The organism is Olivibacter sp. LS-1, assembly GCF_008245145.1.
GTDB classification, from domain to species: domain Bacteria; phylum Bacteroidota; class Bacteroidia; order Sphingobacteriales; family Sphingobacteriaceae; genus Olivibacter; species Olivibacter oleidegradans.
Window position 1 is genome coordinate 2290517 of sequence record NZ_CP041643.1, and the last position, 26012, is coordinate 2316528.

The window sequence follows — 26012 nt, forward strand, 5'->3', positions numbered from 1 at the left end:
GCTTTTTTCGTATATTGTATTAATAGCTGAACAATATGAGGAACATTAGTGTTTTATTGCTGTGTTTAGGTTTGTTTTTTCAAGCCTGTGCACAAAACGCGTCGCGCGAAAATAAATCAACTCAAAAAAAAGTACAAATGGAATCAAAAGAGCAAATAGATACGACTATTAAGTCGGCCGGTAATTATAATAAATTAAGTGCAGAAGAAGCTTGGGTCATAGAACAAAAAGGTACAGAAAGACCTTTTACAGGTGCTTTACTAGACAATAAGGCTAAAGGCGTGTATGTTTGCCGCAAATGCAATGCACCCCTTTATCGCTCTGAAGATAAATTTGAATCGCATTGCGGGTGGCCGAGTTTTGATGATGAGATAAAAGGTGCCGTTAAACGGATTCCTGATCCGGATGGCATGCGAACGGAGATTGTGTGTGCTAATTGTGGCGGGCATCTTGGGCATGTGTTTTTAGGAGAAGGATTTACAACAAAAAATACCAGACATTGTGTCAACTCCATCTCTATGAAGTTTGTTCCGTTAGAAAAGTAACGGAAAGTATATCGTAAGCTCCAGACGATTGAGCAGTCCAACAAATAATTGTATGGGATAGTTATGATCTCGGAAAACACTACATTTAACTGGTCGAACATATAGTATTGTGCATTGCCTTGTTATTGGCCATTTGTAAGGCCATAAGCCATTAAATCGTTTTAGTACTGCTCTTTTCAAATATATTCTTTATTTTAGCCATCTTAACATCAGGCTAACATAAATACTTTAAAATGAATAAGAATATTTCTCGGTTCGTATGTAGTGCATTATTGAGTTTACCTTTGCTTGTAAGTGCACAAGAGAGAAAATTAGTTGATTATGTCGATCCTTTTATTGGCACAGGAGGACATGGCCACACTTTTCCCGGAGCAACTGTTCCATTTGGCATGGTACAATTGAGTCCGGACAACGGCCAGGCAGGTTGGGATTGGTGTAGCGGCTATCACTATAGCGAGAATCACATTGCGGGTTTTAGTCACACACATTTAAGTGGAACAGGTATTGGCGATTGGTTAGATATATCAGTAATGCCTTTACTATACCCCTTAAAAGATGAAACTGCAGACATCAGGGCGACCTTCAATCATCGTAACGAAAAAGCTTCGCCCGGGTATTACGAAGTTGAACTTGATAATAAGATAAAGGCAGCATTGACAGCTACAGAGAGGGTAGGATATCATCGTTATCAGTTCCCGAATCAGAGTATTCCTGTTTTGCGACTGGATTTGGGATTTCACCTCAATTGGGATTCACCCACTGAAACCTATGTGAAGGTTTTGGATGATTCCACATTGGTTGGTTACCGTTATTCTACCGGCTGGGCTAAGGTACAACGTGTATATTTTGCGCTAAGAACTTCTCAACCATTTAAGGAGGCTATCTTAGCGGGTCACGGCGTGCAGTCGGCACAAATTAAAGCGGCCAAAACCGAAGAAAAAGGAAAAGGAATCAGTGCTCAATTAGTATTTGATGAGCAGCAAAAGAATATTGAAATCAAGGTAGCCCTGTCTATGACGGACGAGAACAAGGCACTCCAGGCTCTCGGCGAGATAGGCGATTGGAACTTTGCGCGCGTAAAAAATGAAGCTGCCGATAAATGGGAACACGAGCTGCAAAAAGTGCAGGTTTCTTCTTCTGATGAAAAGTTAAAGCGTGTATTTTATACTGCACTTTATCATACCTGTATAGCTCCCTCTCTATTTTCGGATGCTGACGGGGCCTATAAAAATGCAAGTGGCAACGTACTAAAAATGACAAATAACAATCAAAGGTATACCGTTTATTCGTTGTGGGACACATTCAGAGCACTTAATCCGCTATTTACTATTACCCAACCTGAGAAGTATACGGCCCTGCTTAATAGTATGCTTGCTTTCTATGATGAAAACGGCTTGTTACCGGTTTGGGATTTAAGTACCTGGGAAACGAATACCATGACGGGATATCATGCTATACCCGTCATTGCGGATGCCATATTAAAAGATTGGCCCGGCATTGATAAAGAAAAAGCATACAAAGCGATGCTAGCCTCTGCCTTTCAAACGGGCCGGGGTGTACCTGAATATATTAAGTATGGATATATGCCACAGGATAAAATGGGGCACAGTGCAAGCGTAACGTTAGAATACGGTTATGATGATTGGTGTATTGCCCAGGTGGCGAAGAAACTTGGAAAGGAAGAAGACTACCGGAAATTCAGCAAGCGGGCCCAGGCTTATCAGCATATTTTTGATAAAAATACAGGCTTTATGCGAGCCAAAAACAGCAATGGTAAATTTGTGGTTCCTTTTGATCCTTACTTGTCAGAGCACGATGAAGTGAAAGCGCAGTATGTAGAAGGAAATGCTTGGCAACACTCGTTCTTTGTTCCGCACGATGTGCGCGGCTTGGCTAATTTATATGGCAGCCATAGTAAATTAAGTCAAAAATTAGATTCGCTGTTTTCGGTTAAATCGGAATTAACGGGAGGAAATACATCACCGGATGTGAGTGGTATGATTGGTCAGTATGCCCATGGTAATGAACCCAGTCATCATATAGCATACATGTATAGTTTCTTGGGAGAGCCTTGGAAGACGCAAGAACGGGTGCGGCAGATTGTCGACTCGATGTATCACGATCAACCGGACGGTTACGCAGGAAATGAAGACTGCGGGCAAATGAGTGCTTGGGCTGTATGGAGCATTGCCGGTATTTATCCAGCCAACCCTGCTAGCAGTGAATATGTAATAGGCAGCCCAGCTGCCGATGAGGTGATTTTTAGGCCCGGAGGAGGCAAAGAATTGTGTTTTAAAGCTATTAACAACAGTAAGAGAAATATATATGTGCAGGAAGTAAGATTTAATGGTAAAAAATACGATAAGACTTATTTTACACATGCTGATATAATAAATGGTGGGGAAATTGAGTTTATAATGGGAGAGAAGCCGAACAAGAAGTGGGGAAAGAAGAAGGATAGTTGGCCACAATCGGCAATAGATAGCGAATAATGAGATATTTTTGTGATATAGTTAAGCAGGCACTGATTTTCAGTGCCTGTTTATTTTTACTGGCGTCATGTACACCACGCTTGCACGAACGAGGAGGCGCTTCTTACTACGCTGATAAATTTAAGGGGAGACGCACGGCCAGTGGTGAGAAATTCAGACAATATAAGTTGACCGCAGCCCATAAGACGCTGCCTTTTGGTACAAAAGTTAAAGTAAAAAACCTAGACAACGGGCGAACTGTAAAAGTACGGATTAACGATAGAGGACCGTTCGTTTCGGGAAGGATTATCGATTTATCGAAAAAAGCAGCTCGTCGATTGGGAATCATTCAGTCGGGAACGGCGAAGGTCGAGATAAGTTATAAGAAAAAACGAAAATGAATTAGCTAATTAGTTAATTGGCTAATTAGCTAATGGGGTTAAAGAGGGGCTAAAGGCCGTCAATTGCCAAAAGGTATCTTAATTCCTAAATTAACACCTAAGCCGCCAATATTGATGTAAGAACGCAGTTCATCGGCCGGTTTATTAGAGTCAAATCCCTCCCATCCGGCAACATTGTCGCCTGCTGTGATTGTTTTATGATAGTTTACTAATTTACTACTTTCACTGGCGGCGTCTTTGCTAAGCGTACCGCTTGTTAACGGTTGCCCGCTCATAACAACATTGTATTCGCCGCTTAATTCATGTAATTCTTTCTTTTTACCTCCTACCGAAATGTTTCGATATTCAAGTTCAGCATATATACTGATGCGGTCGTTCAACATCCAGTCAAAGCCGACGGCGCTCTGAAAGCCTACTGTAGGATTTGCTTTGATCCGGTCAACCCGTTTTACATTATGTAAGGTCATTATTGCATTAGGAGGTAAACCGGATGTCATATGCATGCTTTCTGCCACGCTTCCTGTTTGGTCGTTTGCTGTCGTAGTAATTTCAAGATGTCCACCTATAGGAATAATTACGCCCGCCTTCATGTAAGGTTTTACACTGCTATTAGTGGGAATATGAGCTACTAATGCTGGCGCAACATCAAATGCCTTGACCTTGCCGCTATTATGCAAATTTAGTACTTCATTGCCGCCTAGGCTGCCTCTTTGACGCATCATATCTTGTGAACGACTGTTGTAATAATTCAGCCCCACTTCAACACCTAATATTCGACTAAAGCGATACCCGGGAGTTAAGCCGACCCGCCAGCCTTCGCCGAAAGAGCCTGTAATAGTACTTTCCGATACCGTTTGTTGCGTTGGTGGATTCCCTGGAATGATATTAAACACTCTATCTCTTGCCGGTTGACCACCGATGGCAGGAAATTCAACAGGGGTTACTTTTAAGAAGTAGGCGCCGCCAGCTTTGATATAGAAACCTTTGTTGTAATCATCTTGAGCTTTTGCAGAGTAGAAAAACGAACCGGCAAGTATGCTTGCCATTAAAATCATCTTCTTCATAATGTAAAGTTTAAATAGGTGTTCTTCAATTGGTTTATCGTTTTTATTATGCTTGCATAATAATTACAAACGAAAGTAATAAAGGTTTGTAGTAATTGCAAATTTTTTGATGCGTATCTGTACGTACAAAAAACTGACCTTACCCTTTAATTCGGAAAAACAACAATTGAAATCGGAAGCTTAAGAAAGTGTACCGGATTGATTTTTTATACTTTCAAGGGAGCAGCAGAATGCGCTCCCTTGAAAGTTCTAAGTTTATAATGTGTTAGCTGTTACTTTTACAAAGTGTTTCAAATGTAAAATTTTTATTTTTTTTGTGCAACAAAAATGTAATAAAAAAATGGCTTAAATTGATAAGTGTACTGAAGTCAAATTCAAAAGTAAAAACTCAAAAGATACAGCAAGCGTCTGCGTTGCTAATCGTATTAACTTTAACTTATTTAAGTGTATCTGTAAGGAAACTAATAATTTCAGTTGATTGGCTTGGTTCAAACCAATGTGTGTTACTATCTTTTTTGAACCAGGTGATCTGCCGTTTAGCAAATTGGCGTGTATGTTGTTTTATTTTATCGACAGCCGCCTCTAACGTATACTTACCATCTAAATAATCAAAGAGCTCTGCATAACCTACCGTAAGTAGTGGAGGCCGTTTTTTATACGGGATAAGCATTTTTACTTCTTCCAGTAAGCCTTGTTGCATCATCAGGTCTACGCGCTTATTAATACGATTGTATAGGACGCTCCTTTCCGTGTTGAGCCCAATCTTTAATATCTGAAAAGGTCTTGGATTAGATTTGTCTCTTCTAAAAAAAGAAAAAGGTTTACCGGTGCTTTCGTACACCTCTAGTGCACGTATAATACGCTGAGGATTATGTATATCAACCTCTTGATAATAATCCGGATCCTTACGTTTCAATTCTTCCTGTATGAATGTCAGACCCTTCTCTTTATATTGTTCGTTTAAACTTTCGCGAATCCCCGGTAGTGGGCGAGGAAGTTCATCTAGTCCCTCACATACGGCATTTATAAACAATCCACTTCCTCCCACCATCACCACTACATTTTTATAGCTGAATAAGTCATCCAATTTGGCCAAGGCTTCTCGTTCAAAATCCCCTGCACTATAATCATCCAATATACTAAGCGAATCAATAAAAAAATGAGGAGCAGCCTGAAGTTCCATTTTACTCGGTTTTGCTGTCCCAATCGCCATTTCACGATAAAATTGTCTTGAGTCGGCAGAAATAATAGCGGTGTCGTATGCTTTTGCTACTTCAATAGCTAAAGCCGTTTTACCGATTGCCGTAGGACCTACTATGGTGATGAGTGTCTTTATGATCGTTAAGTCGTTAAATTGTAGAGTAGTTGAGTGGTTAAATTGTCGAGTTAAGCTTTTATAAAAGCCTTACTATGGCGGTTACTATTCAACATCTATACTACTTGACTATTTACTAATTAGTAGTCGTCCTCATAATTCTCGTTGTCCGAAAATTCGCCGGAAAAATCATCTTTTTCTTCGGAGCCGTCTTGGGTTTCTTCGTCGTCCATCAGATCTAGATCCATATCCTCGGCTTCATCAATTCCGTATTCGGTTTCGTTGAGGAAGTCGTAATCTTCTTTGTCCTCTTTTTTCAAAGCCGAAGCTTCAGTAGGAATAACAGCGGCACCAAATGGTTTCGGAGCTAGGCCAACAGTTTTTACCGTGAGTGGATACGTTTTTCCGTTCTCTTCCTTTAATATTTTAATCAATTGAACGTGGAAATCAAAGGGCCTGTCAAAGTTGTAAGTATAGTAAAACTTTTGATGCGGATCGTCAATAAATTTATTCAATTTGGAATTTTCCATTAGCGCTATTCCGCGCTCTTCCTTGCGTTTACTTGGCAAGTAGGCAATCTCTTCACCTTTCATCCACTGATCGTTACTAATGTAAAAAGAAGAGGAGACTTCCGGGTTATATCCCGTGGATTGATGAATTGCATGATGCAAATCTAAAAAGGTATGCGTTGAGAGCACATCAATTTCGCGGATAATATCGTCGTAATCTTCAAAAGTAACTCGAAACCTATAAATAGCCATGACAGAAAATCCTGTTTTTGTTTTAAAATGCTAATATCACTAAAAAAGTAAAAATTCAAAAGTAAAAAGTAAAAACCCCGAAGGGCTCATTGATGCCTTAAAAAAACAAACAAAACCTCAATAATTAAAAAACTTGCCTCTCGTAGGGAGAGTGAAAAAGTGAAAACCTTGCTGATGGCTCCAGGAGAAAAGGCCATTTTTGGAGCACGAAGAGTCGCAGTCCCATATTATGACGACTGTATGATAAGGCCGAGTTCCTTTCCTTTCTTTTCCATATAGGCAAGTGCCTCTTCCCGGTTATTTTTTATGTCGCCTTCCAAGATTGCTTCGCGAATTGCCTTTTTTATAATACCTACTTCCGGCCCGGGACGAAGGTTGAACGATCTCATAATATCCTCGCCACTCACCGGTGGTTGCCAGTTTCGTATCTGATCACGTTCCTCCACATCTTTAATACGTTGTTTTACCAGCTCAAAATTGTCTCGATACTTTTTGCGTTTGTATTCATTTTTGGTTGTTACATCCGCATGGCAGAGCTTCATTAAACTGTCAATGTCGTCCCCTGCTTCAAAAAGTAAACGTCTTACCGCAGAATCCGTTACGACATCTTTTGCCAGTACAATGGGACGAAGGTGGAGTAGCACTAATTTTTGCACAAACTTCATTCTGTCATTAAGAGGAAGCTTCAGATCAGCAAATATTTTCGGAACCATTCGAGCCCCTCGATCTTCATGGCCATGGAATGTCCATCCCTGTTTTTTGTCGAAACGCTTAGTGGCAGGTTTTGCAATATCATGCAGAATTGCGGCCCATCGCAACCATAAGTCGTCCGTCACTTCGGCGATGTTATCCAAGACCTCCAATGTATGATAAAAATTATCTTTATGTCCTTTGCCGTCAATAATTTCAACGCCATAAAGCTGAGTCATAAGGGGGAAAATGAGTTCCAGCAGACCGGTGTCGAAAAGATAATTAAAGCCAATACTCGGTTTTTTTGAGCAGATGATTTTATTGAGCTCATCGGTAATACGCTCCTTTGATATGATCTTGATACGCTCTCGCTGCGATTTAATCGCATTAAAGGTTGGAGAACTGATTTTAAATTGTAGCTGACTGGCAAAACGTATAGCCCGCATCATCCGTAGCGGATCGTCAGAAAAAGTAGCCTCCGGTTCCAAAGGTGTGCGAATGGTTCTGATCTGAATATCCTTCACGCCGTTAAAAGGATCTAACAATTCGCCAAAATTTTGTTTGTTCAGGCTTAAGGCCATTGCATTAACCGTAAAGTCGCGTCTCTTTTGGTCGTCTTCCAAGGATCCATTTTCCACAATCGGTTTGCGTGAGTCTCTACGATAAGATTCTTTCCTTGCACCCACAAATTCAATATCGATCTGATCATAGCGCAACATGGCTGTTCCAAAATTTTTAAAAACGGACACTTTGGTATTTAGGTGCTTGCCCACCTTTTCGGCAAATTCGATACCACTTCCAATAACCAGGATGTCAATGTCATTTTTGAAGGGTCTTTTCATCAATCGATCGCGCACGTATCCGCCAATTACATAAATTTCGGTATTGTATTGGTTGGCCAAATTGCTCAGCGTTTCAAAAACAGGAAGTTGCAAGTACTCTTTCATCAGTGGGGCAAAAATACGAAAAATTCACTATTAGCCTTTAGGTTTAGTCATTAGGTATTAGCTTTTAGCCTGTCAGCTTACAGCTAAAAGCTAGTTGCTAACGTCTTATAAAGCTAAATGCACCGCTAGCATCCAACTTCATAATCGTTGACGCTTGCTTCGGGGTTAGGTCATCCTGTTCAAACTCAACAATATAATCGACGCCATTCTTTATTTCATCACTTATTTCTAGGAAATTTTTAGGGGATGGTTCGCCACTGATGTTCGCAGAGGTAGAAACAATGGGCTTCCGGAAACGTTGGATCAGTTGTTCGCAAAAGCGATGTTTCGCAATTCGGATTCCAATACTGCCATCTTCAGCCACCAAGTTTGGGGCAAGATTTTTCGCGCCATCATAGATAATGGTTAAGGGTTTTTCAGTGTATTCAATTAATTGATAAGCCACGTCAGGGATTTCCTGAACATAGCTGGCTAGTTTATGCTCATTATCAAGTAAAATGATCAAGCTTTTATCTTTCGAGCGTCCCTTTAGCTGATAAACCTTATCCACCGCCTCCGGGTTGGTGGCATCGCAGCCAATGCCCCAAATGGTATCGGTAGGGTAGAGGATAACGCCACCGGATTTTAATACTTGAAGTGCTTGGTTAATATCATTGTTCATCATATACTCTTGTATAAATTGAATAAATCTTCCGCAAGGTTTTTTGGATTAAAACGTTGTACATACTCGTTGCCTTCCTTAATCATCGTCGATCTTAACACGTTATTCGTATTAATATCATTTATGGCAGATCCCATTCCCTCTACATCATCCGGATCAACATATCGGCTATTTGGCCCCCCTGCTTCCTCTAGGCAAGAACCCCTAGCTGCTATAACAGGTATCCCACTATGTAGGGCTTCAATTATAGGTATCCCGAAACCTTCGAAACGCGACGGATAGATAAAAATATGCGCCATTTGATAAATAGCCGGCAAATCGTCAAAGGGTACAGAATGCAATAAAAGAACCCGTTTTTGTAAGTTTCTCTTTGCAATTTCGTGTTGAATAAGCTGTAAATAAGCGGTCTCTTTGCCGATGACGACAAGATGAATATTGGTTGGAATACGGTCTAAAGCTCTGATCGTGAGTAATAGATTCTTTCGCGCTTCGATCGTGCCAACTTGTAATAAATAGGTTGTCGGTAGCTGATATTTCTTTTGCACGGCTCGCTTTTCCTCCTCATCCACTGTTTGGCTAAACTGCGGGTGACAGCTCTGGTACACAACTTCTATTTTTTGCGCTGCAATACCTAGAAATTCCATCAAATCCCGTTTCGTTTGTTCACTAATCGCAACGATCTTGTCCGCCTTTCGGCATGCTTTTTTTATTTTATAGGTATAGATACTCCGATCGATGGGTTTGAAATAATGAGGGTAGCGGATAAAGATCAAATCGTGCACGGTTAAAACCCATTTGGTTTTCCCTTTTTTAGAGCCAAAAGGTAATTCGTGGCTTAATCCATGATAAATGTCCAGATTATATTGATGTGCCAGCGAGTTTAGCGTAAATGTACGCCATAGAGAAGAAAACTTTTTGGCAAGCCCTTTCGAAGGGAGCACTTCCTGAACATGTAAGCCTTCAGCTTTGTATAAAACCGAAGGCTTACTATTAAATAAGAAATAGTGATTTTCAGAATAGAAACGGCACATGCCATCAATTAGAGATCGACTATAGTTGCCTAATCCCGTTTTATTATGAAAAGCCCGCTTCGCGTCATATCCTATTCTCATTTTATCAACAGCAGATTCGTTAGCTATACTGCTACGTTATGATCTCTTAAGGCGTTATTTAAAGAGGTCTTCTTATCCGTTGACTCCTTGCGTTGTCCGATAATAAGCGCACATGGTACTTGATATTCGCCTGCAGGGAATTTCTTTGTATAAGATCCGGGAATTACCACTGAGCGTGCAGGTACCACGCCTTTATACTCTTTCGGAATTTCGCCGGTCACATCAATAATTTTCGTAGATGCGGTCAGCACGACGTTTGCACCCAATACGGCTTCCTCTTCCACGCGTACACCTTCTACCACAATGGCTCGTGAGCCCAAGAAACAATTGTCTTCAATAATAACCGGTGCAGCTTGTACCGGCTCTAACACGCCGCCGATACCGACGCCACCACTTAAGTGTACATTTTTCCCAATCTGTGCACAAGATCCTACAGTAGCCCAAGTATCCACCATGGTACCCTCATCTACGTAAGCACCAATGTTAACATAAGAAGGCATCATAATAACTCCTTTTGCTAAAAAGGCGCCATAACGGGCCAAACCGTGCGGTACTACCCGAACACCCGCTTCTTTGTAGTTTGTTTTCAACTTCATTTTATCGTGGAAAACAAAAGGGCCTACGTGAATTTCGTTCATTTGACGGATGGGAAAGTATAAAATAACGGCCTTTTTAATCCAATCGTTAATATGCCATCTTCCCGCAACCTTTTCAGCAACACGCAAAGTTCCCTCATCCAAGTGAAGAATAGTGGTCTCAATCGCTTCTCTATATTCTTTAAATTCTATTAGGTGCCTTTCTTCCCAGGCTTCTTCAATTAGTTTTTTTAATTCTGCAGTCATTTCAATAAAAAAGTTTAACAAAGAAAGTAAAATTTATTGATATAGCGATAGGAGGCTTTAGGCGATTGGATGACTACTTACCTCAAGCACAAGCATAACATAAAACTTAAACCTTAAACCGTACAAATCATGCCTGGCTTTTCGCTTTTTAGGTGTTGTTATGTTGGTAAAATAGGTTTAAAGAAGGGTTTTTAGCAGATATCTTTACCTTATGGCACAGGCAAAAACCTTTCTTCACGAATATTTTGAGAATTTCCCTGGCCATAGGGTCAACCGGAATAAAAATCATCTGTTAATTACTAAAAGATCGAAAGCAGGATGAGACAATAACACCTACTTCAACTTTATTTGCCAATTTTAAATGCGTTTATCTGCAATTCTGACCGGATTTTTTAATTTTGAGTGTAGCTAATTAGGGAAGACTACAATACGATCAACATAGATGTAACACCAGGCAACAATGAAAAAAACGAATGCTGTTAGAAGAGCTGTAATGAGAAATCTTACCAAAGATATTGGGAAATCCCATGCTGTAGTAGATAAAAAAAAGGATGTTGTCATAAAAAAGATATTAATTACGAGGCCTAATCACCGGTTAGGAAATCTTTTGATAATTACACCCCTCGTTCAGGAAGTTATCAATGTTTTTCCGGATAGTAAAGTAGACCTTTTTGTGAAAGGCGGAGTGTCACCTTCAATTTTTAAGAACTATACAAATATTGATAGAATAATTCAGCTTCCTAAAAAACCTTTCAGCGATTTATTCAAATACCTAAAAGGCTGGGCCCTTTTGAGAGCCAGAAAATACGATCTTGTGATCAACTCAACTGCGGGTTCTTCATCAGGTAGACTATCAACACTGTTTGCTCGTTCACGCTATAAGTTTTTTGGTGACTTTAGTGAAGAAATACAAGTTAAATACTCCGATTATAGACACTTGGCTAAAAATTCAATTTATAACCTAAGAGACTATTTATCAAAGTTAGGCTATAACGAAAATTCCGCCACCATTCCGAATCTCGATCTCAAATTAGACCAAACTGAAATTGCTTTGGGGAAAGAAAAATTGGAGAATTTAACGCGCAACCACAGGGATACTATTTGTCTTTTTACCAACGCAACGGGTGAAAAATGTTATCCTGAAGAGTGGTGGGCGAAATTTTATGAGATATTACAGCGAAATTTTACGAATTATAATATTATTGAGTTGTTACCCGTTGAAAATATATCGAAGCTAAATTTTAAGATTCCTCATTTTTACAGTACGGATATTCGTGAAATGGGAGGCTTTATTGCAAATGTTGCACTCTTCATTGCAGCTGATAGCGGGGTAATGCATTTAGCAAGTGCTTCAGGCATACCTACGATTGGCTTGTTTTCTGTAAGTGATGAAGACGTCTATGCGCCATATAACGGCAAGAGTTTTGCAGTTAATACCAATCATATTGATAATGAAAAAATTATGCAGTTAATCTACAACGCTTTGAACAAAGATTAAACGGTGAAATAAGTGAAATGGAGGTGTTTTTTGCAGAAGATTTTTCTCAGTATAACGAGGAAATTATCCTTACTTTAAAAAAATTTAAAACAAGCGGGACAATCATTGGTAACGGAAATAGAAACGTTGTTAAAATTTTTGAAATTAGCGGGTTACTATTCAACTTTAAATCCTTCAAACAGCATAACATTATCAACCGACATGTTTATAAATTTTACCGAAAGTCTAAGGCAAGAAGGTCTTTTGAATACGCACAGTTACTTTTAGATAAAAATTTTTGCACGCCTAAACCTGTAGCCTATATCGAAAATCATGATTTCATTGGTTTAACTTCAAGTTATTACATAAGTGAACACCTCGAAAATACTTTTACTTTGGCGGACGTTCTTTTTAACAGAGATTTTCCCGGACGAACGGAGATTATTAAGGAATATACTGCATTAATCTATGCTCTACATGAAAACGGTATTCAGTTTATTGATAATACGGCCGGGAATTTTCTGATCAGACAAGAAAATGGCACCTATCGTTTTTATATGGTTGATTTGAATAGAATAAACGTTTATGCCCGTATCAAGATACCTAAAAGACTTAAAAATTTCGGAAAACTCACCCTTGATCTCACCTTTGATAAAGAAATTCTGAGGATTATCAGTGAGGAATATGCATCTTTGTCGGGACTGTCTTCGGAATACTGTTTCAGGGAAATAAGTAGAGCATCAAATAAAATGTTGATTAAACGCAAAGTAAAGAAAGTCCTGAAATTGTACAAATATCTCATCAGGATTTAATGTTTAACGGCTATTCTGAATACCATGGTCACGTCAGGTTAATATAGCAGTCAGTTATTGAAATAAAAAATCCATTTCGGACATTAACCTAAAAACTTTATTAAATGAAATCAATGCTTGAAGATTTAAAACAGTTTGACACAGAATTATTCCTAGCAATCAACGGAAAGCACAATGCTTTCTTTGATACGATAATGTATTGGGCAAGTGATAAATTGTTCTGGATTCCGTTTTACGCTGTGATAGTGTTTTTTTTAGTTAGAATTTATAAGAAATTCACCATTTATATTCTACTCGCAATTACGGTAACTATTACTTTGTGTGATCAAACTGCTTCCGGACTTTTGAAAAATCTGGTGAAACGTTTTCGACCTTCTCATGAACCAACTTTAGCCGGCCTGGTTCATTTAAGCGAAGCGGGTCCAGGTGGTAAATATGGTTTTGTATCATCTCACAGTGCCAACGCATTTGGGCTTGTAACGTTTCTCTTCTTCTTACTGCCTGCAAAATATAATTGGTTGAAGATCATTTTATTGTTCTGGGCTTTGCTGGTTTCTTATAGCAGAATTTACAATGGCGTTCATTATCCGTTTGATATTCTTGGTGGTGCGGTAGTAGGTGTGCTTTCAGGTAGTCTTATCTGGGTTATATTTAGAGCTATTTTTAAAAACAGCGCTTTTAATAAGGAGTAGGGGGATTAGCGTATTAAATTTAAATGCCTTGCTTCTAAACAAGCTTTAACATATAGATGCAGGGTGTTTATATTATAAGAACGTTTATTTTAACTTCTTTCTTTCTTTTCATTAAGTTTTCGTTTTTTAAGGCATTCAAGCTTTCCCTAAGGGGAAGGTCCGCGAAAGAAAAGAAGCAAAGAGACGACCGTAGGGAGTCCATGAACACCTTTGAAAATAATGAAGTAGTGAATAAAATCGCCGCTTCCTGCCTACCGCAGGCAGGCAAAATTTACAGGAATGGTAGTGCCTCCCACTGCATGATGTAAATTTTGGAGGCGGCATTTTAGTAGAACGATGGACTTTTACTTTTAACCAAGCGTACTATATCTTCAGCCCTAAATATAGCCCTGTGAGTGGGTAAAAGGGCCTTGGAGGATACCGAGGCAACGAGCCGCAAAGCATTTGCATGTCTGTTCATATGGCAGTATCTAAGCGGATTGAGGAAGTGAAACGGCTCCAATACGCGCCAGCGATGCTTTGCAATCAGTTGCAAGGTAGCCTGCACAGCCTTGGGTTTTGTTCAACTTTTTGCCAAGAAACCTTCCCGTTAGGGAAAGCTTGAATGCCTTAAAAACTAACTAGTGATGAAAAAAGTTGATGAAGAAAAACGTTCTTTTTAAAAGTAACAAGAAAAAGCTCCATTTTGAGCTTTCCCCTTAAAAGGGTACATTTGTAAATTATGGCCAAAGAGTTAGAGAAGCTCCGCATTGATAAATATTTATGGGCGATCCGCATTTTTAAAACACGAAGTTTAGCAACAGAGGCCTGTAAAGCTGGTCGGGTGAAGTTAAACGGTCAAAATATTAAGCCTTCCTATGTCGTAAAAGTGGGTGAAACCTATCACATTCAAAAAGGTATTGAAAAAAAGGTAGTCAAAGTGCTTGATTTGTTAGATAAGCGTGTGGATGCAAAAACGGCGGTTACTTTTTATGAAGATTTAACGCCTGTAGAAGAAACATATGGTTATAAATCGATGTTCCATGCGCCGGTTTTAAAACGCGATCGGGGGACTGGACGCCCTACTAAGAAAGATAGGAGAGAGATTGACGACTTGAAAGACGAATGGTTTGCTGAGGAAGACTAAACTTTCCGAACAAAATGTGGAGATATAGAATGTATCATGGCAGGATTTTTGTGTAGTAATATGGATTTTGAGAAGGTAAATGTTTTGCTTATTAATGGTTGAGTTAACCTGCTCAATAGCAAAATAAGCGTGTTGAACGCAGTGTTTATCGTTTATAAAAAAGCTTTTGACAGCAGTGTAGCAAATTGGCCGCATTTTCGTTTAGTACTTTAGCAAGAGCGTTATACGTTAGATTATGGAGCAAAAAAAACCGACATCATCCCTAATAATATCAACATACAATTGGCCTGAAGCCTTGAGTTTATCGCTTAAAAGTGTATTGGCGCAAAAGATATTACCAAATGAAGTAATTATCGCGGATGATGGCTCTACAGAAGAAACTAAATGCATTATCGACTCATTCAGAAGTATATTTCCGGTTCCATTGAAACATGTGTGGCATGAGGATAAGGGGTTTAGGAAAACGATTATTTTGAATAAAGCAGTCGCTGAAGCTTCCGGTGAGTACATAATACAAATTGACGGTGATGTTATATTAGATGCAAATTTTGTCGAAGATCATTTGCGCGTGGCTGAGAGTAAAACTTTTATACGAGGAACTCGAGCACACTTAACTAAAGAGGTTATTCCCGCTGTTTTCGAAACCAAAAGAGTAGACTTCTCTTTTTTAAGTAAAGGTGTTAAACATAGGTTCAATGCTCTCAGATTGCCGAGAATGGCCTGGCTTTTTACTAGAAAGAGAAGTTGTTCTAAAAGTGTGCGTGGTTGTAATTTAGCCTATTGGAAACGCGATTTTGTGAGGATAAATGGATATAACAATATGTTAGAAGGTTGGGGGCATGAAGATGAAGAAATGGCTTCAAGGCTGATCAATATTGGCATTAAGAAAAAAAGGTTGAAATTAATGGCAATTCAGTATCACATTTATCACCCAGTAGCATCGAAGATGCATGAAAACCGACATCTTAGACTGTTAAATCAATCGCTGTTCGAAAAGTTAAAGAGGTGTGAGAACGGTTATTTTGAATCTTTACAGCACGAAAAAGTGTCTGTCTTAGAGTTTTCTCAATATTAGGGAGTTGATCTACCGATTTTAAATGAATTGCACCATTTCTTTAATAATATCAACCTACAATTGGCCATCGGCTTTAAGGTTATGTCTACAGAGCGTACTTAACCAATCAAAGCTTCCTAATGAAGTTATCGTTGCTGATGATGGCTCTACAGAGGAAACTAAAAATATTATTGATTCCTTTCGTAAGGTGTTCCCTGTTCCATTAATACATGTTTGGCAAGAAGACGATGGTTTTCAACTTGCACGTATCAGAAATAAGGCGATAGCGCAAGCCCGCATGGACTATATTATTCAGATAGATGGTGATCTTATACTGGAGAAAAATTTCATTTACGACCATTTTGAATTTCGTCAAAAAGGTACTTTTGTAAGCGGTAGCCGTGTTATGCTGGGAGAGCGTATTTCGAGTAAGCTCTTAACAGGAAGCAAAAAGACTCTATCCATACTTAATAAAGATATCAAAAATCGATTTAATGGCCTTCGGCTCTCTTTTCTAACTCCCTTGTTCAGCAATTATAAAAACCAGGATATTTACTACTTAAGAGGGTGTAACATGGCATTTTATCGTTCGGATTTATTGTTGGTTAATGGCTATTCCGAGGATTTTGTTGGTTGGGGCAGAGAGGATAACGAAATAGCTGCTAAATTAATCAACCTAGGAGTCAGAAAGAGAATTATCAAGTTTTCTGGAATTGTATACCACATCTATCACAAAGAACAACCGAAAAACAATTTAAGTGATAAAGACGAACTGATAAAAAAGATAATTTCGGAAAAACTTGTGAATTTTGGAAGTGGTGTAGATAAATATTTATAATATGGTGCTGGTATCTGTCGCGTTGTGTACCTACAACGGGGAGAAATTTATTCATAAACAAATAGATAGTATATTATCTCAAACCTATAAAAATATTGAGGTCGTAATTGTCGATGACGCTTCTACCGATTCAACATTAAAAGTTATTGAGCAGTTTGCGAAGAGAGATGCACGGATAAAATACTCCCAAAACCCAACGAATATCGGGTTTAATGCAAATTTTGAAAAAGCAATCAAATTCTGCTCAGGTGATTATGTTGCGATATCCGACCAAGATGATATTTGGTTACCAAATAAGATTCAAGCATTGTTGGAAACCATTGGGGGTAATCTCTTAGTCCACTCTAATTCCGTTTTTATGGATGAAAGTGACAATATTCTGCCAAAGTATCTCTTCCATCCTAATAACGAGGGTATCTTATATAAGATTGATAAGAATTTTTTGTTTGCAAATCATGTAACTGGGCATACTTGTCTTCTTAAGCGAGAATTGGTGGATAAGATAATTCCATTTCCTGAAAAATGTTTCTATGATTGGTGGATCGGCTTTGTTGCGGCCTATGAGCGAAGAATTATTTATAAAAACGCTGTTTTAACAAAATACCGAGAACATCCCGCTTCAGTAATTACCAAGTATCGACACCATGTAACACAGAACCGCTATTTGTATTACCAATCAGAAATAGAGATTGTTTGTAATCATCTGGAAGCCTTTTCCAGATATCAAAATTTGTCTAACGAAGACGGCAACTTTTTGAGAAAATTGTTCAAGAGTTATAAGAAAAGAAAAAATAACTACTTCGCATTTAATCTATTTTCTATCACCTATAAACACTTTAATGAACTGTTTCCTGGAAACTCGCGGAAGGGAATAAGAAAAGCGCTGTTTCTGTTTAAATATTGCAGAGGAGAAAAGATGTTTTGAGGCGGTACAAAACAGTGATTTAATGATTGTTTGCTGTGTAATCAGTTATTTCAAAACACTTAGATATTTTTGTAGGCAAAGCGAATTTAGTTAAGCATTTAAGATATTATAAAACACTATCATGGGTTCGAAAAAGTTCACTCGAAAAATTGACAGGTTAGACAGAAAGGTCTCTATCAACCTAACCCAATTATACTTCGTGAACTCACAAAAGAAAGTGCTTACTGCTATTAGCAGCATTTATTTTATAAAAATGCTGCTAATGCGAATCTGCATTGTATTTATCACGCTGTTTAGATTCAACAAAATTGATTTTAAAAATTACAAAATACTCCCATTCTGTAAAAAGATAGGAAGATTATTTGGCATTTATAAACTTTATCGGACGGAGTGTTTAACAAATAAAAGCGGTAGTTTAATTGTGTCTGAAGCTGAAGGTGACCTCGAGGTAAGTATTTTGATGATCGCTTCAAAAGACTTAAAATCGGTCGAGAAGAGTCTACGATCCTTGATACAGGAAACAACAGCACTAAAGTACGAATTATTAGTAATTGACCTTTTTGAGGAAGTGCTTTCAGACTCAAGACTTAAAACAAAGAATATAAAGTTTATAAAAGGAAGCGATTTACAGTCGGCTTTAGAAAATGCATTGAGCCTATCTAGCGGCAAATATGTTGGCATCATAGAGGAAGGTGTAATCGTTACTGTTGATTGGCTAAGTAACTTATTAGTCGTATTCTCTCAAATGCCTAATACGGGCATGGTTGGTGCAAAGATCATTTACGAATACGGTTTACTTAAGCAAGCAGGCGGCGTTTTAGGCGAGGCCGTCTCTAACGTAGGCGAGTTTGATGATCCAGATAAGTTTAATTACAACTTTATACGAGAAAGCGATTGTCAATCCTTTCTTTTTTTATTGCAAAAGAAAGATCTTCAAAAGGCTCTAGAAGATGCGGTTGTTTTTGAGACGGATAGTTTAAGCCTTAGTTTGTCTGTTTTCATCAAGCAAAGTTTAAAAAAGAAAGTTTACTATCAACCGCTTTCAATAGGGATTTTGCTAGATAAATCGTCTGAAAGTAGAAATAGGTTGTCCAAGGAAGCGGGAGTATACACTTTATCAAAACCAGCTACTCCCTATAACGATGATGTACTCGTTCCCAATAAGTCCATACTCTTTATAGATCCATATTATCCGACACCTGATAAAGACTCTGGATCAAGAAGATTAAACGAGATTATAACCATTTGCGCAGAAGCTAGCTTTAACGTTTTTTTTTACGGACATAAGGAAATTGCAAATTTTGGAAGTTATTATCAAAGCCTTATTAATAAAGGAGTTAAAGTCGTGTATAAGCACTTTTCAGACGATACATTAGAAGACGATTATAAGTATATAATGAATCATATTGATTTTGCTTGGATAAGCAGGTTGGAGATGAATGAATACTACGTTAATATGCTTAGAGCCTATCCCCATATAAAATGGATAAATGACACCGTAGATTTACATTTTTTAAGAGAAGGAAGAGCTTGGGAACAAAATAATATTAGCACGAATGAGCTGGATGAACGTATTTCACAAATAAGAACAATAGAAGTTGATCTTGCAAAAAAAGCCGATGTAACGATAGCAATTACCCAACACGAAGGAGAATTATTGAAATCATACGGTGTTAACAATACAGTGGTCGTTCCCAATATACACTTTCTCAAAGTTGGCTACAGAACGACCTCTTTTTACGACCGAGCCGGTATTTGTTTTATTGGAGGGTATGATCATAAACCTAACGTAGATGCGGTTGTATGGCTTGTCAATGAAATAATGCCAATTGTTTGGAAGTCTCTTCCAGATTTAATTGTTCATTTATTGGGAAGCAACCCACCAAAAGAAGTTACGTCTTTACAATCACGTAATGTCATTGTGCCTGGGTACATCAATGACGTCTCTCCTTATTTTGAAAGAAATCGTGTTTTTGTTGCTCCACTCCGTGTCGGTGCAGGGATGAAAGGCAAGATAGGACATAGTATGGAATATGGTTTGCCTGTCATTACTACGTCTATTGGAGCGGAAGGAATGGATCTAACCCACAATAAAAATGTTTTGATTGCAGATAATGCCAAAGATTTTGCTAACGAGATATTACGTTTATATCAAAACAAGAATCTTTGGAATGACCTTTCTACAAACTCATTGGAAATAATTAAGAGATATACCCCCGAAAATGTTTCCAGAACGATTTTAAGTATTCTTAAGTAAGGTTTAAAATCTTTATTACTAATCGTACAGCATGAGGTAATTTTTGGTTGAATGATTGATAGATGCCACATCTGTAAGCAATAAAGGCAATAAGCTTATATTTTTTAATTCTATTTTTGGTAATACTTATTTTATATAATGAGGTTAATGCTTTTTTCGAGAATTTAAAAGGAGGGTATTTATGTTCCTTTAAGATAGATGCAGATTCAGGGAATATTTGCATTTGACAGACAGGGACACAAATGGTTGTGCCAAAGGAAATTTTTTTCAAATAGGAATGTGTGGTTCTTTTTTTTGGTATGATATGAGTGACCTTCAAACCAGGAGAAACACCTGCAGATCTTCCCATTTTGATAAAAAACAAAACGATCTGAAGATCCTCACCGCTAGATAACTGATCTTTCGTTCTACCGGTCAAGGTGTATCTGCTATTTTTTACGAACTCAACGAAGTCTATCAATGTTTTTCTTTCTAGGCACAAGCCGGTTCCAAATGGGTAGCAAGATTGCCATTCTTTTTCATTCGAAAACCTCACTTCGGGCTCATTTCTCTCTTGAAAGACCTCTCTGGCATAGCTTACTATTGTCTCTTCTACACCATCAATAAAATCGACATCAACAATCCCAGGTCCCCATGCCCCAACTTGAGGATAATCCTGCTTTAACCTTACTAGCTCTTTTAAATATCCTTCTTTTGGCTCATTGTCATCATCAAAAAAAATGACATTCTCTCCTGTTGACGCTTCTATCCCTGTAATCCGAGCATGTATTAAGCCCGGTCTTCTTTCTGTAATGATTTTCAATTCCGGATATTGAAGCAAATAGTTTTGAATATAATCTCGATTCTGTAAAGGCGGATTACTGTTGTTGTCAACAAGTATTATTTCCTTTGATTGCTGATTATTAAGACTAAGATTGCAGGCTGACTTTAATGTCCTATCTAGGAGTCGTTTGTCTGGGTTAAAAGAACAAATGATTATCGAAATGTCTATTTGAGAAGTATTTGTCATTTATCTGTTTTTGCCTCCCTTGTCAGCTGAATGTCCTTAGTAGTTATTCATTATGATAAACGCTTGTGACATCACGCCATGTTGAAGCGTTTTCTTGAATCACTTCCGTTAGTGAAGTGTTTGAAATATTATATTTGTGCAAACATAAAAAATATTGAATGTATTATGAAGGAGTCTTATATTTTGCAAGATGAAATCGTACAGGTGTTCTTGCTGAAAACAAATATAAAATGAAAATAGTGCGGTTTTTGGGCGGTTTGGGTAACCAAATGTTTCAGTACGCCTTTTATAGAGCCTTATCTAATCAATTTAAAAAAGTTAGGGCTGATTTATCTTATTATGAGTATTGTTCCGATCATAATGGCTTTGAACTAAGTGATGTTTTTGGGATAGAACTTGCTAGCGCCTCTGATTTTGAGTTAAAGCTCTACAGTAAACAAAAGTGGAAATATAAGAAGTTAAGGCAACTATTGCTTATCGATGAACCTTATATCGAAGAGGAGGACCAATACACATTTAATAACAAGCATTATAATGATAAACGTTCGCGCATTTATCAGGGATATTGGCAACATTATCAATACGTAGAGTGTGTAGCTGATGTTTTATTAGAAAAGTTTGTCTTTAAAGAGCTTACTTCGCTAAAGAATTTAGAAATATTAAGAGAAATCAAGTCAAGAGAGAGCATAGCCATACACGTGCGACGAGGGGATTACGCAAAGTATCCTTTGCTAGACGGCATTGCAGATAAATCCTATTTCTTACGCGCCATAACCTTAATTAATGAGAGATGTGTTGCGCCAAAATTTTATGTCTTTTCAGATGATATTCATTGGTGTAGAGAGCACCTGAATCTTCAAGATGTTACATTCATCGACTGGAACAAAGGAACTGATAGTTATATCGATATGCAGTTGATGAGCTATTGTAAACACATCGTCACATCTAACAGTACATTTAGCTGGTGGGCGGCATGGCTTAATAGAAATCCAACCAAAATAGTAGTCGTTCCACAAACTTGGTATAGATCTGCCTATGGTGTTGATACAAGTAAGATGCATCCAAAAAATTGGATAAGAATATAGTGCCTTGTCGTTTGTGTTAGTTTGATTTGTTTGAGAATGTGTTGAATATCCTCCTAAAGAAATTAGAGGAATCTTTTACTCTTTTTTTTGAAGTTACACAGTGGGTCGCATGAGGAGATTCAGATTCGCCTCGCAGAAAAGAGTGACCGCCAAAGTTTGTCTTATCTAAGATTGTTATTTTTTTATCAAATGGAATTGACCAACCTTCAGGGTAGCCGTATTCAGGGCCTACAATTTTTAATAAATCTCTATTGTCAATAAAGTATCTATTAATGTGAGATTCGTCATGCCAAATTGCAATAATGTTACGGTCTAAATCACTTTGAATATTTGCTGTTAACACATCTATCAGCTTTAGAAAGGCATTGGTTTTACCCCCGTTAAAACCTCCCATGAAATAATGCTCTCCTTCGTTAAGGGAAATATAGGCTGTCGATAAAGGATTTCTTTCATAGGTAAAGTGATGACTGTCCTTATCAAAAAAGCCTGGGTGAATAACTCCAAGTAATTGCTCTTCCGATGGCAATAAGTCCTCTGTTACCTCTTTTTCGACAATCAGATTGGCATTCATGAAAAAGATATAATCAAAATTTTCTAGATTGGTTCTTATTTTTGAAAAAAGGTGGTAACGTAAAAGTGTGTCATATGGCCATCCCATACGTTCCTGATAGATCAAATGAACATTTTTATCTATATTGGTGATTTTTTGATCAGTAAAAATAAAATACTCTACATGGCAATTCTTAAAAAGATTCGCCTTGGTTGATGCATAAAAACCATCCCAGAATATTGAATATTTACCAGTACATATATATAAAATAGCGATCTTTCCCATTTTTTGTGATCATTAATATTTTACCATTATCGTTAGCAGTTGTGGTTCTCGAACATTTTTGCTAAGCAGATGAAATGTCGTTGGTAATAATAACGTTATTTTTTAAGATTTGCTACTATCCGTTTTTTATTAATCAGAAAATGGATAAGGATAAAAAACGCAGATGACATTTGACTCCACAAATGGTTGTTAGAAGGTTGTAGCACTTTCTTAAAAGCAAGAGTTGTATGTTAAGCTGATGTTATATTGTAAAGTAGAATACACCAGAGATGCAAAACGAAAATACACCGGAAATATCCGTTTTAATGGTAACCTATAATGCTGGAGATTTCATTAAAGAAGCTGTACAAAGCATACTTAACCAGTCTTTTCAAAACTTTGAACTGTTAATTTATAATGATGGATCTACCGATAATACGAAGGAAATAATTGACAATATAACGGATGACAGAATACGGTTTATTCATAATGAAGTGAATAAAGGGCTATATTATGCTCGAAATGCTTGCTTTCAGGCTGCACGAGGAAAATATATCGCAATATTAGATAGTGATGACATTGCAATGGCCGACCGTCTTAAAATCCAATATGAATTTATGGAAAAGAATGTGGCGGTTGCATTATGTGGTAGCAATGCAAAAATAATTAACTCGGGAGGAGATGTGATTTCAGATAGACTCAATAAGCGTCCTTTAAAGGAGGACATTCTGAAAGCAGAGCTTTTTTTTAGAAATATCTTTGTTAATTCGAGTACTATATTTAGACGAGATGTCGTTAATAATTTAGGTGGCTATCGTGATATGGCTCCGGTTGAAGATTATGACCTGTTTGTCCGAATAGCAAATCTTCATGCTATTTATGTTTTCAATGAATCCTATGTGTATTACAGAAGGCATGATGACAATATATCAAAGAGACAACAAAGCGTTGGTGATTTGCATTTAAAGGAAATTAAAAAGATACAGTTAAGTCTTCTTGGGGTTGATGAAAACAAATATGGAGATGTTTTCGATGCGATACTCCGCTGCGAATACCACCAATTCGAAGTCAGTGATTACTTGGAATTGCTGGTAACGTTAAAGAAAAAAAACAGGGAACAAAAAAAATTCCCACAACAATATTTTGAGAGAAGATTATTCGGGATATGGTACGATTTTATTTTGGCAAGAAAGGGAAAAAAATACGCTGCACCGTTTTTGCGTCATAAAGAATTATTCGATTTCAAAGTTGTGTCGTGGAAGCAGTTAAGAAAAATTATTAAATTATCTGTGAAGGATTTATTGAGATGACGACTCTATTTATCGAGTTAAGTTCGCGTTGTTCTTCATTCAGATATAATCTACTACAGCTGTGTTCAAAGGTTTGCGGAAAAAATTAAGGGAAGCACGAAGAAAACAAAATGAATGGCGGAGCTTCATCAAAACCTATGCTACTTTGAAAAGTAAGCAGGAAAAAACTATCAAACGCTTCTGTCTCGAACAAGCCGATTTTTATCCGTGTTTGGATGATAATACTCCTAATACGGATTTCGATCGTCATTATACTTATCACCCTGCATGGGCGGCTCGGATTATAAAACAGCTTCGACCAAAGAAACATATCGATATCTCATCAACGTTATATTTTTGTTCTATGCTGTCGGCCTTCGTACCAGTGGAGTTTTATGATTATAGGCCCGCAAATCTTATATTGAACAATCTAAAGTCTGGGTCGGCCGATTTAACCAGATTACCTTTTATAGATAATAGTATTGAATCGATATCTTGTATGCATACAATAGAACATATTGGTTTAGGGCGATATGGTGACCCCATAGATTATGATGGCGATTTAAAAGCGATAGCAGAATTGAAGCGTGTTGTAACACCAGGGGGCTCGCTGTTGTTTGTAGTTCCTTTGGGCGCAAAAAGTGTCATATGTTTTAATGCACATCGGATTTATGATAAGGCACAAATTTTATCGATTTTTTCGGATATGGAACTCGTTGAATTTGCGTTGATTCCAGAAAATGAAGAGGATGGAGGGTTAGTGATAGATCCTTCTGATGCACTACTAACTAAGCAGTTTTATGGATGTGGCTGCTTTTGGTTTAGAAAAAAGAGAGAAATTAATCAATGAAAATAGTTCGATTTTTAGGAGGGCTAGGAAATCAAATGTTTCAGTACGCTTTCTATAAAGCGCTTGAAAAACAATTTGATACTGTTAAAGCTGACATAAGAGAGTTTGAAGCATATAAATTGCATAATGGTTTTGAACTAGAAAATGTATTTGATATCAGGCTAAAGCATGCTTCTGCATTGGAAGTCAATTTGCTTGACCATCGCAATCGGCAATGGAAATATCGTAAATTGCGAAGATTGTTGTTTTTGAAGGGTGAGTATTACGAAGAGTCAAAGCTGTTTTCCTATAACGCTTCCTTGTTTGATGACCCCACTTCTAAAATTTACTGGGGTTATTGGCAACATCATTTATATGTAGAACGTGTTGCCGACCAATTGAGAAAAGACTTTACTTTTCCTGATTTAAAACCGTCGAAAAACCTTGAGTTGCTGAATGAGCTTAAGCAAAGTCCACAAAGTGTAGCAATACATGTTAGGAGGGGAGACTATCTAAAAGACCCTTATTTAGGGGGGCTTGTTGACCGGCAATATTTTGAAAAGGCAATTTTGACAATCAAGGAAAGGTTGGAAAACACTATGTTCTATATATTCTCAGATGATATGCCCTGGTGCATGGAAAATCTGCCACTTAATGATAATGAAGCAAAATTTATAGATTGGAATACGGGGATGGAGAGCTATCGGGATATGCAATTAATGAGTAATTGTAAGCACGCAATTATTTCTAATAGTAGTTTTAGCTGGTGGGCGGCGTGGTTGAATACTAATCCTGACAGGCTGATTGTTGTGCCTAAAGTATGGTATCGATTACCAGAGAAATCCGACTTCCGTCAAATGCATCCTTCAAGTTGGGTGCTTCTGTAGATTTTATGTTTTCCAACAATTGTTGAGTCGTGTTTCAACTTTCTGATGAGTATAGGTTGGTGAGGATAGCAATGTGTTATTGTACGGAGGATGTATACCTCCGTACAAT

24 protein-coding genes are annotated in these 26012 nt (G+C 37.8%); 15 read left to right on the forward strand and 9 right to left on the reverse strand.

Annotated elements, in window-relative coordinates; all coding sequences use genetic code 11:
* Positions 1-137 precede the first annotated feature (137 nt).
* From FKG96_RS09130 to FKG96_RS09140, 3 genes are all read left to right on the forward strand, one after another.
* Positions 138-545, forward strand: coding sequence for a methionine-R-sulfoxide reductase (locus FKG96_RS09130; protein WP_198140337.1), 408 nt, complete (start codon positions 138-140; stop codon positions 543-545).
* A gap of 233 nt (positions 546-778) precedes the next feature.
* On the forward strand, positions 779-3037 hold the full coding sequence (locus FKG96_RS09135) for a GH92 family glycosyl hydrolase (RefSeq protein WP_130856902.1): 2259 nt from the start codon (positions 779-781) through the stop codon (positions 3035-3037).
* Complete coding sequence (locus FKG96_RS09140) at positions 3037-3417, forward strand: septal ring lytic transglycosylase RlpA family protein (protein ID WP_130856903.1); 381 nt, start codon at positions 3037-3039, stop codon at positions 3415-3417. The genes FKG96_RS09135 and FKG96_RS09140 overlap by 1 nt, the downstream gene beginning before the upstream one ends.
* Before the next feature lie 59 nt (positions 3418-3476).
* Here the strand turns inward: FKG96_RS09140 and FKG96_RS09145 are convergent, their stop codons facing one another.
* From FKG96_RS09145 to FKG96_RS09175, 7 genes are all read right to left on the reverse strand, one after another.
* Entirely contained in the window at positions 3477-4481 is a 1005-nt protein-coding gene (locus FKG96_RS09145) for an outer membrane beta-barrel protein (RefSeq protein ID WP_013665697.1), read from the reverse strand.
* Positions 4482-4917: 436 nt separating this feature from the next.
* Positions 4918-5820 carry a tRNA (adenosine(37)-N6)-dimethylallyltransferase MiaA gene (miaA, locus tag FKG96_RS09150; RefSeq protein ID WP_130856905.1) on the reverse strand — a complete coding sequence of 301 codons (903 nt, stop codon included), beginning with the start codon at positions 5818-5820 and terminating at the stop codon, positions 4918-4920.
* Between the two features lie 116 nt (positions 5821-5936).
* Positions 5937-6557, reverse strand: a complete 621-nt coding sequence (locus FKG96_RS09155) for a hypothetical protein (RefSeq protein ID WP_013665699.1) — start codon at positions 6555-6557, stop codon at positions 5937-5939.
* A gap of 227 nt (positions 6558-6784) precedes the next feature.
* Entirely contained in the window at positions 6785-8194 is a 1410-nt protein-coding gene (locus FKG96_RS09160) for a CCA tRNA nucleotidyltransferase (RefSeq protein WP_130856909.1), read from the reverse strand.
* Between the two features lie 97 nt (positions 8195-8291).
* Entirely contained in the window at positions 8292-8858 is a 567-nt protein-coding gene (locus tag FKG96_RS09165; RefSeq protein WP_013665701.1) for an L-threonylcarbamoyladenylate synthase, read from the reverse strand.
* Entirely contained in the window at positions 8855-9967 is a 1113-nt protein-coding gene (locus FKG96_RS09170) for a glycosyltransferase family 1 protein (RefSeq protein WP_149105343.1), read from the reverse strand. Before FKG96_RS09170 ends, FKG96_RS09165 begins: the two co-directional genes overlap by 4 nt.
* 23 nt (positions 9968-9990) lie before the next feature.
* Positions 9991-10809, reverse strand: coding sequence for a 2,3,4,5-tetrahydropyridine-2,6-dicarboxylate N-succinyltransferase (locus tag FKG96_RS09175; protein WP_013665703.1), 819 nt, complete (start codon positions 10807-10809; stop codon positions 9991-9993).
* 460 nt (positions 10810-11269) lie between these two features.
* Between FKG96_RS09175 and FKG96_RS09180 the strand changes: the two genes are divergently transcribed.
* The 8 genes from FKG96_RS09180 (at position 11270) to FKG96_RS09215 (ending at position 19990) form a co-directional block, all read left to right on the forward strand.
* A complete protein-coding gene (locus tag FKG96_RS09180; protein WP_149105344.1) occupies positions 11270-12307 on the forward strand; it encodes a glycosyltransferase family 9 protein in 1038 nt (345 codons plus the stop codon).
* 17 nt (positions 12308-12324) lie between these two features.
* On the forward strand, positions 12325-13098 hold the full coding sequence (locus tag FKG96_RS09185; RefSeq protein ID WP_149105345.1) for a lipopolysaccharide kinase InaA family protein: 774 nt from the start codon (positions 12325-12327) through the stop codon (positions 13096-13098).
* Positions 13099-13202: 104 nt separating this feature from the next.
* On the forward strand, positions 13203-13790 hold the full coding sequence (locus tag FKG96_RS09190) for a phosphatase PAP2 family protein (protein ID WP_149105346.1): 588 nt from the start codon (positions 13203-13205) through the stop codon (positions 13788-13790).
* Positions 13791-14511: 721 nt separating this feature from the next.
* Positions 14512-14916: an RNA-binding S4 domain-containing protein gene (locus tag FKG96_RS09195; protein WP_013665707.1), complete on the forward strand. Its 405-nt coding sequence runs from the start codon at positions 14512-14514 to the stop codon at positions 14914-14916.
* A gap of 235 nt (positions 14917-15151) precedes the next feature.
* Entirely contained in the window at positions 15152-15991 is an 840-nt protein-coding gene (locus tag FKG96_RS09200; RefSeq protein WP_149105347.1) for a glycosyltransferase family 2 protein, read from the forward strand.
* Between the two features lie 22 nt (positions 15992-16013).
* On the forward strand, positions 16014-16808 hold the full coding sequence (locus FKG96_RS09205; RefSeq protein ID WP_149105348.1) for a glycosyltransferase family 2 protein: 795 nt from the start codon (positions 16014-16016) through the stop codon (positions 16806-16808).
* A gap of 1 nt (position 16809) precedes the next feature.
* Complete coding sequence (locus FKG96_RS09210) at positions 16810-17733, forward strand: glycosyltransferase family 2 protein (RefSeq protein ID WP_149105349.1); 924 nt, start codon at positions 16810-16812, stop codon at positions 17731-17733.
* A gap of 421 nt (positions 17734-18154) precedes the next feature.
* Positions 18155-19990, forward strand: a complete 1836-nt coding sequence (locus tag FKG96_RS09215) for a glycosyltransferase (protein WP_168204544.1) — start codon at positions 18155-18157, stop codon at positions 19988-19990.
* On the opposite strand, the gene FKG96_RS09220 is transcribed toward FKG96_RS09215, so the two are convergent.
* Entirely contained in the window at positions 19983-20999 is a 1017-nt protein-coding gene (locus FKG96_RS09220) for a glycosyltransferase (RefSeq protein ID WP_149105351.1), read from the reverse strand. The genes FKG96_RS09215 and FKG96_RS09220 overlap by 8 nt on opposite strands.
* A 230-nt stretch (positions 21000-21229) precedes the next feature.
* Between FKG96_RS09220 and FKG96_RS09225 the strand changes: the two genes are divergently transcribed.
* Complete coding sequence (locus tag FKG96_RS09225) at positions 21230-22084, forward strand: alpha-1,2-fucosyltransferase (RefSeq protein ID WP_149105352.1); 855 nt, start codon at positions 21230-21232, stop codon at positions 22082-22084.
* Between the two features lie 16 nt (positions 22085-22100).
* On the opposite strand, the gene FKG96_RS09230 is transcribed toward FKG96_RS09225, so the two are convergent.
* On the reverse strand, positions 22101-22919 hold the full coding sequence (locus FKG96_RS09230) for a family 6 glucosyltransferase (protein ID WP_149105353.1): 819 nt from the start codon (positions 22917-22919) through the stop codon (positions 22101-22103).
* A 269-nt stretch (positions 22920-23188) separates the two neighbouring features.
* Here FKG96_RS09230 and FKG96_RS09235 point away from each other — a divergent pair, with 269 nt between their 5' ends.
* The 3 genes from FKG96_RS09235 (at position 23189) to FKG96_RS09245 (ending at position 25903) form a co-directional block, all read left to right on the forward strand.
* Positions 23189-24208 (forward strand): glycosyltransferase, encoded by a 1020-nt coding sequence (locus FKG96_RS09235; RefSeq protein WP_149105354.1) that lies wholly within the window; start codon positions 23189-23191, stop codon positions 24206-24208.
* 343 nt (positions 24209-24551) lie between these two features.
* Entirely contained in the window at positions 24552-25037 is a 486-nt protein-coding gene (locus FKG96_RS26900; RefSeq protein WP_246860335.1) for a DUF268 domain-containing protein, read from the forward strand.
* Complete coding sequence (locus FKG96_RS09245; RefSeq protein ID WP_149105356.1) at positions 25034-25903, forward strand: alpha-1,2-fucosyltransferase; 870 nt, start codon at positions 25034-25036, stop codon at positions 25901-25903. Before FKG96_RS26900 ends, FKG96_RS09245 begins: the two co-directional genes overlap by 4 nt.
* Positions 25904-26012 lie beyond the last annotated feature (109 nt).

What these genes read in the sequence shown, in the direction of transcription:
- FKG96_RS09230 (WP_149105353.1), bottom strand. Translation starts at nt 22,919, where the DNA reads ATGGGAAAGATCGCTATTTTATATATATGTACTGGTAAATATTCAATA.
- FKG96_RS09205 (WP_149105348.1), top strand. Translation starts at nt 16,014, where the DNA reads ATGAATTGCACCATTTCTTTAATAATATCAACCTACAATTGGCCATCG.
- FKG96_RS09135 (WP_130856902.1), top strand. Translation starts at nt 779, where the DNA reads ATGAATAAGAATATTTCTCGGTTCGTATGTAGTGCATTATTGAGTTTA.
- FKG96_RS09145 (WP_013665697.1), bottom strand. Translation starts at nt 4,481, where the DNA reads ATGAAGAAGATGATTTTAATGGCAAGCATACTTGCCGGTTCGTTTTTC.
- FKG96_RS09155 (WP_013665699.1), bottom strand. Translation starts at nt 6,557, where the DNA reads ATGGCTATTTATAGGTTTCGAGTTACTTTTGAAGATTACGACGATATT.
- FKG96_RS26900 (WP_246860335.1), top strand. Translation starts at nt 24,552, where the DNA reads ATGCTGTCGGCCTTCGTACCAGTGGAGTTTTATGATTATAGGCCCGCA.
- FKG96_RS09130 (WP_198140337.1), top strand. Translation starts at nt 138, where the DNA reads ATGGAATCAAAAGAGCAAATAGATACGACTATTAAGTCGGCCGGTAAT.
- FKG96_RS09200 (WP_149105347.1), top strand. Translation starts at nt 15,152, where the DNA reads ATGGAGCAAAAAAAACCGACATCATCCCTAATAATATCAACATACAAT.
- FKG96_RS09175 (WP_013665703.1), bottom strand. Translation starts at nt 10,809, where the DNA reads ATGACTGCAGAATTAAAAAAACTAATTGAAGAAGCCTGGGAAGAAAGG.
- FKG96_RS09180 (WP_149105344.1), top strand. Translation starts at nt 11,270, where the DNA reads ATGAAAAAAACGAATGCTGTTAGAAGAGCTGTAATGAGAAATCTTACC.
- FKG96_RS09160 (WP_130856909.1), bottom strand. Translation starts at nt 8,194, where the DNA reads ATGAAAGAGTACTTGCAACTTCCTGTTTTTGAAACGCTGAGCAATTTG.
- FKG96_RS09245 (WP_149105356.1), top strand. Translation starts at nt 25,034, where the DNA reads ATGAAAATAGTTCGATTTTTAGGAGGGCTAGGAAATCAAATGTTTCAG.
- FKG96_RS09210 (WP_149105349.1), top strand. Translation starts at nt 16,810, where the DNA reads ATGGTGCTGGTATCTGTCGCGTTGTGTACCTACAACGGGGAGAAATTT.
- FKG96_RS09165 (WP_013665701.1), bottom strand. Translation starts at nt 8,858, where the DNA reads ATGATGAACAATGATATTAACCAAGCACTTCAAGTATTAAAATCCGGT.
- FKG96_RS09220 (WP_149105351.1), bottom strand. Translation starts at nt 20,999, where the DNA reads ATGACAAATACTTCTCAAATAGACATTTCGATAATCATTTGTTCTTTT.
- FKG96_RS09170 (WP_149105343.1), bottom strand. Translation starts at nt 9,967, where the DNA reads ATGAGAATAGGATATGACGCGAAGCGGGCTTTTCATAATAAAACGGGA.
- FKG96_RS09190 (WP_149105346.1), top strand. Translation starts at nt 13,203, where the DNA reads ATGAAATCAATGCTTGAAGATTTAAAACAGTTTGACACAGAATTATTC.
- FKG96_RS09235 (WP_149105354.1), top strand. Translation starts at nt 23,189, where the DNA reads ATGCAAAACGAAAATACACCGGAAATATCCGTTTTAATGGTAACCTAT.
- FKG96_RS09140 (WP_130856903.1), top strand. Translation starts at nt 3,037, where the DNA reads ATGAGATATTTTTGTGATATAGTTAAGCAGGCACTGATTTTCAGTGCC.
- FKG96_RS09195 (WP_013665707.1), top strand. Translation starts at nt 14,512, where the DNA reads ATGGCCAAAGAGTTAGAGAAGCTCCGCATTGATAAATATTTATGGGCG.
- FKG96_RS09185 (WP_149105345.1), top strand. Translation starts at nt 12,325, where the DNA reads ATGGAGGTGTTTTTTGCAGAAGATTTTTCTCAGTATAACGAGGAAATT.
- FKG96_RS09225 (WP_149105352.1), top strand. Translation starts at nt 21,230, where the DNA reads ATGAAAATAGTGCGGTTTTTGGGCGGTTTGGGTAACCAAATGTTTCAG.